The organism is Lascolabacillus sp. (assembly GCF_028696275.1).
Taxonomy (GTDB): domain Bacteria; phylum Bacteroidota; class Bacteroidia; order Bacteroidales; family Dysgonomonadaceae; genus Proteiniphilum; species Proteiniphilum massiliensis.
This window is the reverse complement of sequence record NZ_JAQVHI010000049.1, coordinates 1-11,600: the sequence shown is the minus strand read 5'-3', so window position 1 is coordinate 11,600 and position 11,600 is coordinate 1. Positions and strand designations below refer to the sequence as shown.

The 11,600-nt window shown below is 34.3% G+C and carries 10 protein-coding genes and 1 pseudogene; 10 read left to right on the top strand and 1 reads right to left on the bottom strand.

The annotated features are described in order from the left end of the window. The 10 genes and pseudogenes from PHO43_RS09270 to PHO43_RS09225 form a co-directional block, all read left to right on the top strand. Positions 1 to 185 (top strand): annotated as a pseudogene (locus PHO43_RS09270) (hypothetical protein); the annotation flags it as partial. Between the two features lie 106 nt (positions 186 to 291). Continuing rightward, entirely contained in the window at positions 292 to 1,836 is a 1,545-nt protein-coding gene (locus tag PHO43_RS09265; protein ID WP_288012042.1) for a family 10 glycosylhydrolase, read from the top strand. Between the two features lie 29 nt (positions 1,837 to 1,865). Continuing rightward, positions 1,866 to 2,741: a creatininase family protein gene (locus PHO43_RS09260; protein ID WP_288012040.1), complete on the top strand. Its 876-nt coding sequence runs from the start codon at positions 1,866 to 1,868 to the stop codon at positions 2,739 to 2,741. A gap of 74 nt (positions 2,742 to 2,815) precedes the next feature. Further along, on the top strand, positions 2,816 to 3,727 hold the full coding sequence (locus tag PHO43_RS09255) for a glycoside hydrolase family 16 protein (protein WP_288012038.1): 912 nt from the start codon (positions 2,816 to 2,818) through the stop codon (positions 3,725 to 3,727). 98 nt (positions 3,728 to 3,825) lie between these two features. After that, a complete protein-coding gene (locus tag PHO43_RS09250; RefSeq protein ID WP_074010699.1) occupies positions 3,826 to 4,689 on the top strand; it encodes an ROK family protein in 864 nt (287 codons plus the stop codon). Positions 4,690 to 4,698: 9 nt separating this feature from the next. After that, the gene (locus tag PHO43_RS09245) at positions 4,699 to 5,700 is read left to right on the top strand and encodes a LacI family DNA-binding transcriptional regulator (RefSeq protein ID WP_288012036.1); all 1,002 of its coding nucleotides are present in this window, start codon (positions 4,699 to 4,701) and stop codon (positions 5,698 to 5,700) included. A gap of 13 nt (positions 5,701 to 5,713) precedes the next feature. Then, positions 5,714 to 6,667 carry a nitrilase family protein gene (locus PHO43_RS09240; protein WP_288012034.1) on the top strand — a complete coding sequence of 318 codons (954 nt, stop codon included), beginning with the start codon at positions 5,714 to 5,716 and terminating at the stop codon, positions 6,665 to 6,667. A 108-nt stretch (positions 6,668 to 6,775) separates the two neighbouring features. Further along, positions 6,776 to 7,885, top strand: a complete 1,110-nt coding sequence (pdhA, locus tag PHO43_RS09235; protein WP_053826090.1) for a pyruvate dehydrogenase (acetyl-transferring) E1 component subunit alpha — start codon at positions 6,776 to 6,778, stop codon at positions 7,883 to 7,885. Further along, positions 7,882 to 8,859: an alpha-ketoacid dehydrogenase subunit beta gene (locus PHO43_RS09230; RefSeq protein WP_053826091.1), complete on the top strand. Its 978-nt coding sequence runs from the start codon at positions 7,882 to 7,884 to the stop codon at positions 8,857 to 8,859. The genes pdhA and PHO43_RS09230 overlap by 4 nt, the downstream gene beginning before the upstream one ends. Positions 8,860 to 8,915: 56 nt before the next feature. After that, the gene (locus PHO43_RS09225) at positions 8,916 to 10,232 is read left to right on the top strand and encodes a dihydrolipoamide acetyltransferase family protein (protein WP_045089918.1); all 1,317 of its coding nucleotides are present in this window, start codon (positions 8,916 to 8,918) and stop codon (positions 10,230 to 10,232) included. 27 nt (positions 10,233 to 10,259) lie between these two features. Here PHO43_RS09225 and PHO43_RS09220 read toward each other — a convergent pair whose 3' ends face one another. Then, positions 10,260 to 11,537 carry an alpha/beta hydrolase family protein gene (locus tag PHO43_RS09220; RefSeq protein WP_231623059.1) on the bottom strand — a complete coding sequence of 426 codons (1,278 nt, stop codon included), beginning with the start codon at positions 11,535 to 11,537 and terminating at the stop codon, positions 10,260 to 10,262. Positions 11,538 to 11,600: the final 63 nt, after the last annotated feature.

Here is an 11,600-nt window from a genome sequence, read left to right as displayed (position 1 = left end):
CTACATTAACTTGTTATTTGATGCCGTATATTCTATATAGTGTAATTTATGGATTTATGAATATTTCATTACCTGAATGGATGAAAGAAGGTATACCCGGACTTATTAAATGTGCATTTTTTGCCTTTTTATGTATAGGAATTACAGCATTAATGGAGCGTTATAAAATTAAGATAAAAGTATAATTTTTATTATCTTTATACCAACATATAATATCATATTATTAAAACAAGTATAGTTATAACATAATACCATTAATAATACCATAATATCTTCTTAATATTACAATTTATGAATAATTTTAAATTTATAATTATTATAGTTGCCTCTTGGATCCTATTAAATTCTTGTATTTCTCGACAAGAGCAGGATAGAGACTATCCTATGTTTTGGACCTGGTTGGATTATCGTACTGGAATGAATTTTGATTCTATATGTGCAATAATGTGTGAAACCGGTTTAGATGGTGTGCTACTGAATGCTCCTACTCCTGAAGATTATCGTGAAGCAATTACTATTGCTGAGAAATATGGCATAGAGGTATATGCATGGTTATGGACTATGAATTTGGAACATGATAGAGATCTGATACTTGAACAACATCCTGAATGGTTTAGTGTAAATAGAAAAGGCGAAAGTTTGGCAGATACAAAAGCATATGTAGATTATTATAAATTTCTTTGTCCGGCACTGCCTGAAGTTAGAGAGTATATCAAAAAGAAAATAATCGAATATTGTGAAATTGATGGTTTAAATGGTATTGCAATCGATTACCATCGTTTTGTAGATGTTGTTTTACCCACTACACTTTGGCCTCGTTATGGAATTCAGCAAGATCGTGAATACCCAGAATGGGATTATGGTTACCACCCCGAAATGATAAGTATTTTCAATGAAAGGTATGGTTATGATCCTAGAGAACTGGAAGACCCTTCTATAGATGAAAACTGGCTGCAATTCAGGTGTGATCAAATTACTGAGGTTGCAAATGAAATAGCAGACTTAGTTCATTCGTATGGTAAAGTAATGGCAGCATCTCCTTTCCCAACTCCTGCAATGTCAAGACAGATGGTTCGTCAGGACTGGGGCAAGTGGAATCTGGATATTGTTTTCCCTATGGTGTATCATAACTTTTATACAGGAGATGTGAGTTTTATAGAAGATTGTATGATAGAGAATAGAAATCAGAAAAATCCTAATACTACTCTCTTCTGCGGAATGACAGCAACAAATAGTTTATTAATGTTTGAGTGTATGGATGCTGCTTTCAATAATGGAGCGGAAGGGGTGTCTATTTTCACGATCAATAATTTACGATCACCTGAGGTGCGGTCTCGTTTCAAGGTTTATACAGATAGTATCAGAGCCTTAGGTAATAATTCAAAAAAGTTCAGCTCATCAATTATAAAATCAGAAGCAAATAGTAATCCCTTTGAAAAAGATGGTATAATGGATGCTATAGATTTCAGAATGAAGGCTCTCTTGAGTTTGGAAAATACATTTAAAAGTAATGAGATTAATATAGCTGATTGGAATGAAGTGAGAAGAATTGCCCATGATGCTATGCAAGTAAATAACACTTATGACTATTTGAATAACCTTATTCAGCAGTCAGAGAGGAATGAAAAGTATAGATCTGATTTGGAGAGTGTTATATATAAGTTTAATGAGGATATAACTCTTATAAATACTAATTTGAGAGAGTATCAGTTAATAGATGAGTATGGTGTGACTCAAAAGTATAGTGTTTATGATGATGCAAATGAAAGAACATTTAATGTAACCTTTTATTTCTACGGAGGAATACTCTCAGGTTGGAATATAGAACTAATTTAAATCAATATATAGAACTAAAAATGATTATTATGAAGAATTTATTAGTAATTTTTGCACTACTGGCAGTAACTGTTTTACAAGCACAGGAATTATCCTATAAAATGGAAGAACTTACTGCTATTGATTTCGTAACTGCTGTTGAAAAAAGCTCTAAAACCGCTATCCTTCCAATTGGTGTTTTTGAAAAACATGGTCCACACATGCCACTTGGAACCGACCTTTATACTGCTAGAGAAATGGCATTAAGAGCAGCCGAAAAAGAGTATACAGTAGTTTTCCCATGGTACTATTTTAGTCAGATTAATGAAGCAAGACATCAACCGGGTACAATTGCATATTCTCCTGAGATTATTTGGAAGGTATTGCAAGAGACATTGGATGAGCTTAATAGAAACGGGTTTGACAAAATTATTATAGTGAATGGGCATGGTGGTAATAATGCATTTTTGGAATATTTTGGAATGGCTCAATTATCAGAAAAGAGGAACTATTCACTCTATTGGTTCAGGCCCGCGTATGATAGAGAGGTAATAAAAAAGGCAGTAGAAATGACTCAGAATGATCCATATGATCAACATGCAGGTAATAGAGAAACATCAATGGTGAAAGCTATTGTACCTGATTTAGTTCATACAGAAAGAGCTGGGTTACAATCAGGAGTTGATTTGGATCGTATTAATAATTTAAAAAATGTTTACACCGGTATATGGTGGTATGCAAGTTATCCAAATCACTATTCCGGTGATGGGTCAAAAGCTAATGCAGAAGCAGGTGAGTTAATTCTTAATAGTGTAGTAGATCAGTTTGTAGAGACTATTCGTGCAATCAAAGCTGATAATAATGTTCCTGAACTTCAGGAGAGATTTTTTATAGAAGCAGAAAATCCACTGGAAACAGAGCAATAAAATCAATGGATAGGTATTATATTGTTTAAATAGAATAAATCTCAATTAGGTTGTTTACAAAAAATCAATGTGGAATGATAGATAGTTATAAAATTATTGCATGTGTATTTTTGATTTCACTGTTAGCTAGTTGCACTATAAAAAACAAGGAGCAACTGGTTGATAATGAAAGTGAGTTTCATGGAGAATTTATTGAGAACTTCAGTGATACTGTTTCCAACTTTTTTAGACATGGAACTGGAGGTAAAGGTGCTGATTTTACATGGAAAATGGGCGTGTCATCTTCATCGGAGACTGATACTAAAGTGCTCTCATTTAAGATTGATCCTGAAGATGCAGCTGGTGCAGGAAAAGGACCTGAAATAATATCAAAAAAATTCACTTCATATGGTACATATGCAGCAAGGCTAAAAATTCCTGATCCAAAAAATATTCAACCAAATGTTGGTGCGGTAGTAGGTTATTTTACATATAGAGTAGATAGTATTTATGGACAAAGTGAAGTGGATTTTGAGTGGCTAATATCTGATCCTAGAGTTATTTATATAGGAACATGGACAGGACAAAGAGATAACTCACAAAGAATAGGGCGTACTATAAATTTGGCTGAAGGTATAATTTATGATTCATCATACAGAAAACGTGACGGTAGTGATAGGATGAATTTTACAGGTGATCAAAATCAACCTGAGCAGATTGATCCTATAGAAAACTATGATGCTTCTTCTCAATTTTATACTTATGGGTTTGACTGGCATCCAGACCATATCAGATGGTGGATGATACATCCTATAACATCAGATACAGTTGTATTATGGAATTATCAAGGGTCAGATATTGGAATACCGAACACACATACACATTATAGAATGAATTTTTGGCATACTAATAATTGGCCGGTACATACAAATCCAAGTTCTATTGAGAAACCAATTTATCCTTTTGAATTGGAAGTAGACTGGATGCTTTATAAACCAATGGAGTAACAATTTATAAATTAGAAAGTTTTGAACTTAATTATTTATGTCTAAATTTGTTATGTTTAAATTAGGAATCAATATTAATAACCATTGAATTTAATTGGATGATTTTTAATCAAAATAAGTTATATAAAAATGTTATTGGTGTAATATTCGGAGGTAAATTTCTTCACGTTGCAAGACTGGAGAATGGGAGAATCACTGAAATTGTTAACAGAGAAATAAATAATCGAGAATCTAAAGAAGTGATTCTAAATGATATTATAAACACCATAAAAAAAGTACATAACGATACTGTAACAGGTATAGGAGTTGGTATGCCTAGTCTGGTGGATATACGTGAGGGTGTAGTGTTTAAACCTACAAACATTCCTTCATGGAATAAAGTACATCTAAAAGATATTCTTGAAGAGAAATTCAATGTGCCAATTTTTATAAATAATGATGCAAACTGTTTTGCATTAGGCGAAAAATATTTTGGTGTTGCCAAAGATTTCGATGATATCGCCGGTATAACAATAGGCACAGGTATGGGTGTTGGAATAATTATAAATGGAAAGCTCTATTCCGGACGCAATGCAGGTGCAGGAGAGTTTTGTTCTATTCCATACAAAGATCATGATTATGAATATTATTGTAGTACTAAATACTTTGAAGAAAAGTATGGACTGAAATACAATGTTCTTCTTAACAGGGCACAAAAAAAGGATAAAATAGCATTAGCAATTTTTGAGATTTTTGGTAATGATCTAGGGAATGCAATTAAAACTATAATGTTTGCATTGGATCCTGAAGCGATAGTTATTGGAGGTAGGCTGGCAGATGCATATGAATTTTTTAAAGAATCTATGTTTAAAACAGTAAATACATTTATTTATAAGACTACTTTGAAAAATATTAAAATTCTAAGATCGACTGAATCAAATATTTCTATTTACGGTGCTGCTGCTTTATGCTTTGAAGAATAAATATGTAAAATGGGAAGGAAAATAACTATTTATGATATAGCGGATGAGCTTAAAATATCACCCTCTACTGTCTCGCGTGCATTAGCCGGTAATACGCTTGTAAATATTCAAACAAGAAAGAAAGTAATTGCAACTGCTGAAAAACTAGGGTATATAAATTATAAAGTAAATAGTAATGCTAATATTATTGCAGTCATTGTACCTGAAATAAACAACTATTTCTATACAGAAGTTATTTCTTCAATTCAAAGTGTTATCAAAGATAATTTTCTAATTTCAATATTTTGCACATTTAACTCTTCAAGTATTGAAAAAGAAATAGTAGCTAAGCTCGATCCAGCTTATGTAAAGTGTGTGATAATATCTCAAAGTACTGATTCAGTTGATTCAACTCACCTGACTGATATTGATCAAAAAGGAGTGCCAGTTATTCTTTTTAATAGGGTTGACTATAGTTTGAAAAGACCTAAGTTTTTGATTGATAACTATATGGATTCATATATGATTACAAATCATTTGGTCTCTTCTGGTTATAGAAGAATTGCTTTTGCTGCTAAACATTACAATTGCCCAATTTATAAAGAGAGAATTCAAGCATATAAGGATGTACTTATTGACAACAATATAGACTTTAATCCTGATTACTTAATATATAGTGAACTTACTGTTGAGGATACATATGATGTAATTAACCGGTTTATCAACTTAAATTTACGACCAGATGCTTTAATTTTACCAAGTTTCACCTCTACATTACAGGCTTTATCAATTGCCAAACTTAATAATATCTCTATACCGCAAGATATGGCTGTAGTGAGTTTTGATGAGGATCCTGAGTGCAAATATTCAAATCCCTCTATAACAGGAGTAGAACGTCCATGTATGGAAATAGGAACTAAAATAGGAGAGCTTGCATTGAAAATTTGTACTGGTCAAAAATATAATGTAGATACCACAATGATATTTAGTTCTAACTTAATTATAAGAGGATCATCCCTGTCTAACCATTAGCATTAATACCCAAATGAATAAATTAATTATATCAACAGCTCAATTTGAAAACAGGAGTGGCGACAAGGATTATAACTTATCTGTCATTGATAAACTTACAAAAGAAGCTAAGGTAAAAGGTTCAGATGTAATTGCATTTCATGAATGCTCAATTACAGGATATACATTTGCAAAAAATCTAACCGAAAGTGAGATGTTACAAATTGCAGAATATATTCCTGAAGGAGAAAGTGTGCAGCGACTTATTACCATGGCTGAACATAATGATATAACTATATTAGCAGGTCTGTTTGAAAAGGATCGTGATAATAAATTATATAATACATATGTCTGTGTAAATAAATATGGCTTAGTGGCCAGTCACAGGAAAATACATCCCTTCATAAGCAGATTTTTAAGTCCCGGCAACAATTATACAGTGTTCGAAATAAATGGTTGGAAGTGCGGAATACTTATTTGTTATGATAATAATATTATCGAGAATGTAAGGGCAACTAAATTGTTAGGTGCAGATATAATATTTATGCCACATGTAACAATGTGCACTCCGTCTGAGCGACCAGGTGCCGGTTTTGTGGATCCAGAATTATGGAAAAACAGAGTTAATGATCCAACCACTTTGAGATTGGAGTTTGAGGGGATGAAAGGCAGAGCCTGGCTAATGAAGTGGCTCCCTGCAAGAGCTTACGATAACAATATCTATGCAATTTTCTCAAATCCGGTGGGAATGGATGATGAACAGTTAAAAAATGGATATTCTATGATAATAGATCCATTTGGTGATATTATTGCAGAGTGTCGCTCATTTGATGATTGTATATCAACTGCCACAATTATTCCGGAAAAATTGCTAAAATCGGGAGGTTATAGATATATTAACGCAAGACGACCAGAATTATATAAAAACATATTAGGAAAAGAACATCTTTCAAATCAACAGGTTGCTTGGTTAAATAACAAATCGTAGTAAATCATTTTCACTAATATCAGAACTATTTTTTTATCGGACTGTTATATACACAGCTTATAATCACAGCTATTTATTTTTATAACTTCGATTCAAACAAACAGTTAAATGATTCAAGACGATTTACCTGCTATTTTTCGTGATTTTAACCCACTGGAGAACAGGATGCTGCGTGTTATAGATGATGAAGGAAATATTATCAACAAAGAGATATTTCCTCAATTAGATGATGATTCTATAATTGACGCTTATAAACAAATGTTTTATGAAAGGACTGCCGATGAAATGGCAATATCTTATCAACGACAGGGAAGGATGTATACTTTTACTCCTAACTTAGGTCAGGAAGCTATCCATATTGCTGCTGGTATGAATATCCGTAAAGAGGATTGGCTGGTTCCTGCATTTAGAGAAATGGGTACACTTCTGTCACGAGGGGTTACAATGAAAGAAATGTTCCTTTTTTATCTGGGGAATGAACATGGAGGCAGTTTTAAAAATGTAAGTAAAACTCTCCCAATAGCTATTTCAATAGGAACTCAATTACATCATGCCACAGGAATCGGTTACTCAATAAAGTATAAGAAAAAGGAAGAGGCTGTATTCACTTTTATTGGTGATGGTGGCACCTCTGAAGGCGATTTCAGTGAAGCTCTCAATTTTGCAGGAGTATGGCAAGTACCAGTAGTTTTTACAATTCAAAATAATCAGTACGCGATATCTGTTCCTGTAAAATCTCAAACAAAATCTATAAATCTCGCCGTAAAGTCGGTTGCTTTTGGGATACCAGGAATAAAAGTGGATGGAAACGACTTTTTTGCCATGTATCTTGCCTATAAAACAGCTTCTGAATATGCACTTTCCGGGAATGGGCCGATGTTAATTGAAGCTTTCACATATCGTCTGGGTGCACATACAACTTCAGATGATCCTTCAAAATACCGTAAGAAAGAAGAAGAAGAAAAATGGGCTCTTGTAGATCCTCTGCTTCGACTTGAAAGATATATGAAGAAAATGAATATTTGGAATATTGATAAAGATAAATTGAAAGAGGAATACAAACAGGAAATAGATGCTCAATTTGTGAGTGCGGAGAATGAAAAAGCTTACAAGATTGGTGATGTATTTGATTATATGTATACTGATATGCCTGAAGATTTAATGAGACAAAAAGATGCATACGAACAATATTTAAGCTGGAAGGAGAATAGGAAATGAGTGTGATGACAATTGTTAAGGCAATAAACAATGCACTTGATATAAAACTGAACGAAGATAGCAGTGTTGTTGTTTATGGAGAGGATGTAGGAGTTGAAGGAGGTGTATTTCGTGTGACTGAAGGTCTACAGAAAAAGTATGGTGTAGAACGTGTCTTTGATTCCCCGCTTGCAGAGTCAGGTATAGTTGGTACTGCACTTGGTATGGCTCTATCGGGACTCAGACCTGTTGTTGAATTACAGTTTGATGGTTTTACATACCCTGCTTTTAATCAGATAGCTTCGAATGTTTCCAGGATGCAAAATCGTTCACGTGGTAAATACACCGTTCCAATGGTGATACGGTTTCCTTATGGGGGAGGTGTTAATGCCCTTGAACATCACTCTGATAGCCCGGAAGCACTGTTTGCACATCTACCTGGACTAAAGGTAGTAGTACCTTCTTCACCACACGATGCTAAAGGCTTAATGATTTCTGCTATTGAGAGCGAGGATCCAATTATATTTATGGAGCCTAAACGTATTTATCGTGCAGTAAAGCAGGAAGTCTCCGATGAAAAATTTAGTATTCCGTTAGGTAAGGCTAAAGTTGTACAGGAAGGGACAGATGTAACTTTAATTGCATTTGGCGCTATGATTCGTGAGAGTCAGAAAGCAATAGAGATGGCAAAAGATGCAGGAATTTCTGTAGAACTGATTGATCTACGTTCAATTTATCCTATAGATAGGCAAACAGTTGGTGACTCAATAAGAAAAACAGGAAGGGTTATAATAGTTGCAGAGGCTCACGAATCATTTAGTGTTGGATCAGAACTGATTGCCATTGCAAATGAAGAAGCCTTTTTATATCTGGAGGCTCCACCAAGAAGGGTTATGGGGTACGATACTGTTGTTCCTCTTGCTCAGGGAGAAAAGTATTATATCATTTCTCCGGAGAGAATTTTTTATGAAATTGAGAAAACGGTTAATTTCTGAAATATAAATCTTCTGAATATTAATAGATTGTTTGCAGAAAAAAAAGATAAAATAATATGAAGTTTACATTTAATTTTCCGGATCTGGGTGAAGGGCTTGAAGAAGGTACTATAATGGAATGGTATGTAAAGCCCGGTCAGCAGGTGAAAATGGGTGACTCAATCGTACAGATGGAAACTGACAAGGTTGTTGCTGATATTCCCTCCCCTAAAAATGGTGTAATTACTGATTTATTTGGTGAAGTAGGGGATGTTATTAAAGTGGGCAGCCCTTTAGTGATAATTCAGATTGAAGGAGAGGTTTCAGAGCAAACCACAGAAGATGAGAAAATTACCACAGAAGCCGTGTCTGAGTCTGACGATGATGCCGGCTCTGTAGTGGGAACAATAGAAGTTGCAGGAAAGAATGATATTATGGCTCCAAGTGATGAGGGTGAAAAAGATATTGAAGAAAAAACATCTGTATCACGTAAAGCATTGGCAACGCCTGTTGCAAGGGCAATGGCAAAACAGATGGGTATTGATATAAATCAGATACCAGGAAGCGGACCCTCAGGAAGGGTTAAAAAAGAGGATATTTTGAATTTTAAGTCAACAGGATTAGATATTAAACCTGAGTCTGATATCATTAAAAAATCCTTTACTCCCGATGAATCATTAAAACAAACTGCTGGGGATGTTACATATAAACCATTAACACAGATAAGGAAAACTATTGCTAAGAACATGCTTCAATCAAAGCATAATGCCGCTCATATGTCGGTTTTCGAAGAAGTAGAAATATCCGGACTGATGGAAGTCAGATTACGCTATAAGCAGAGATTTGCTGATAAAGGTGTCAAGTTAACCTATCTTCCTTTTATTGTAAAAGCTGTAGCACAAGCATTAAAACATCACCCACAGTTGAACTCACAGATTGATACTGAGAATAATAGAATGATTTATAGGAATCGTTATCATATTGGTATTGCTGTTGATGCTCCAGACGGTTTAGTGGTACCTGTTATACGTGATGCCGATAAATTGTCTATATTTCAGATTGCAGGCCAGATTGGAGAGCTGGCTAATAAAGCAAGAACCAGAAAACTGACTCTTGAAGATTTAAAAGATGGCTGCTTCAGTATTACAAGTTTTGGCTCATTTGGAGGTATCTATGCAACCCCGGTTCTAAACTATCCTCAGGCAGGTATTCTTGGAATTGGGCGTATACTAAAAACTCCCGTTGTAAAAGATGATGAAATTGTAATTGGAAATATTATGCCACTATCACTTACTGTTGATCATAGGGTAGTTGATGGGGGTGAAACCACCAGATTTATTTACAAAGTAATGGAGTATTTAACTGACCCAATCTCTTTTTTAATGGAAGAGTAAATCATGTATAATTATTAAATTAAAAGTCTAGAAGTTATTGAACTTAGCAAATTTGATATATTGTTCCCAGTCATAATCAGTAACATCATGAACACCCGTTCTTAGATGATAACTGACAACTCCTATAATTGGTGAGTCAGGTTGAGGCATTGTTGTTGTAATAAGGCCGGAAATTCCATATAAATTATAAGCAACTGATGCCTCTTTTGCTGATAAAAATTCTCCTTTAGGGTCTGCCCATAAATCATCAGTGGCACTGGCTATATACACAGGTCTTGGTGCTATCAAGGATATAAGCATATGCTGATCAACAGGTAACATGTATTCTTTCTTTGAATATTTCTTGAAGTTACCACAAAACCAATGCGGAAAAGCGGTATTAATAACCTCTATAGTTTCACCAAAGTTACGTTTAGAAAGAGCCGCACCCATTTCTCCTGAATTATTTGAAATACATCCTGCAAACCTTTTATCAGTTGCAGCTGCCCAAAGTGCTGCCTTCCCTAATCTTGAATGACCGAATACAATTACTTTTTCATGATCTATATCCTCATCAGCTTCAATGTAATCCATTACACGTGACAATCCCCAGCTCCATGCTGCTATTGTACCCCACTCATCTGCCTCAGGTTTTTTCTGATCTTTTAAATAGAACAATTGATGTATTCCATCACTAAAATCATCTTTATCCGGATCAATATCTCCTCTGTAAAGTGTGACAAGACCATAACCGGCATTTATAATTTTCTCCACTGACCATCTTCTGCTCATTTCTCCTCTGGACTTTTCTGTTGCCTGATTAGATGTAACACCCAGTGCTTCATTTGCAGGCACCCATGATTTTGTAATGAATATATTCTTATCGTCAATAACTGTATGATTTCCCTGGAAGTTATATCCCAAAAATACAGGAGCCTTTTTTATGGAATTAGGTAGATATATTAATAGGTCCGTACTTAATTCTTTCCCGTTTTTAATAAATGTCAGGGTGACTTGTTTGCGTTTTGCTAAACTATTTAAATAATTCCCATGCTCGGTGATTTTCACAATCACAGAGTCAAGTTTGCCAGGTATATTGCCATAAACATGATTAGTAAAACTGTAAAGAATCTCAGGCCTCCTGAATTCCTCCCAATCATTAACGTTGTTAATAATCATTCCACTATGAGATGTTAATATTGAAGGAAGGGAATAAGTCTCTACTTTCGATTCATCATAATTCACATTCCACTCCTGAGAGAATATCAAAAATGTATTTATGAATATAGTTGTGAAAAGGATCAAAGAAGATTTCCTGATAATCATGATAAGGTTTGTTTTAGTAGGTAAATAGCTTCAAATCATTATTTTTCAAATTTAATAAACATT

What these genes read in the sequence shown, in the direction of transcription:
- PHO43_RS09265 (WP_288012042.1), top strand. Translation starts at nt 292, where the DNA reads ATGAATAATTTTAAATTTATAATTATTATAGTTGCCTCTTGGATCCTA.
- PHO43_RS09260 (WP_288012040.1), top strand. Translation starts at nt 1,866, where the DNA reads ATGAAGAATTTATTAGTAATTTTTGCACTACTGGCAGTAACTGTTTTA.
- PHO43_RS09255 (WP_288012038.1), top strand. Translation starts at nt 2,816, where the DNA reads ATGATAGATAGTTATAAAATTATTGCATGTGTATTTTTGATTTCACTG.
- PHO43_RS09250 (WP_074010699.1), top strand. Translation starts at nt 3,826, where the DNA reads ATGATTTTTAATCAAAATAAGTTATATAAAAATGTTATTGGTGTAATA.
- PHO43_RS09245 (WP_288012036.1), top strand. Translation starts at nt 4,699, where the DNA reads ATGGGAAGGAAAATAACTATTTATGATATAGCGGATGAGCTTAAAATA.
- PHO43_RS09240 (WP_288012034.1), top strand. Translation starts at nt 5,714, where the DNA reads ATGAATAAATTAATTATATCAACAGCTCAATTTGAAAACAGGAGTGGC.
- pdhA (WP_053826090.1), top strand. Translation starts at nt 6,776, where the DNA reads ATGATTCAAGACGATTTACCTGCTATTTTTCGTGATTTTAACCCACTG.
- PHO43_RS09230 (WP_053826091.1), top strand. Translation starts at nt 7,882, where the DNA reads ATGAGTGTGATGACAATTGTTAAGGCAATAAACAATGCACTTGATATA.
- PHO43_RS09225 (WP_045089918.1), top strand. Translation starts at nt 8,916, where the DNA reads ATGAAGTTTACATTTAATTTTCCGGATCTGGGTGAAGGGCTTGAAGAA.
- PHO43_RS09220 (WP_231623059.1), bottom strand. Translation starts at nt 11,537, where the DNA reads ATGATTATCAGGAAATCTTCTTTGATCCTTTTCACAACTATATTCATA.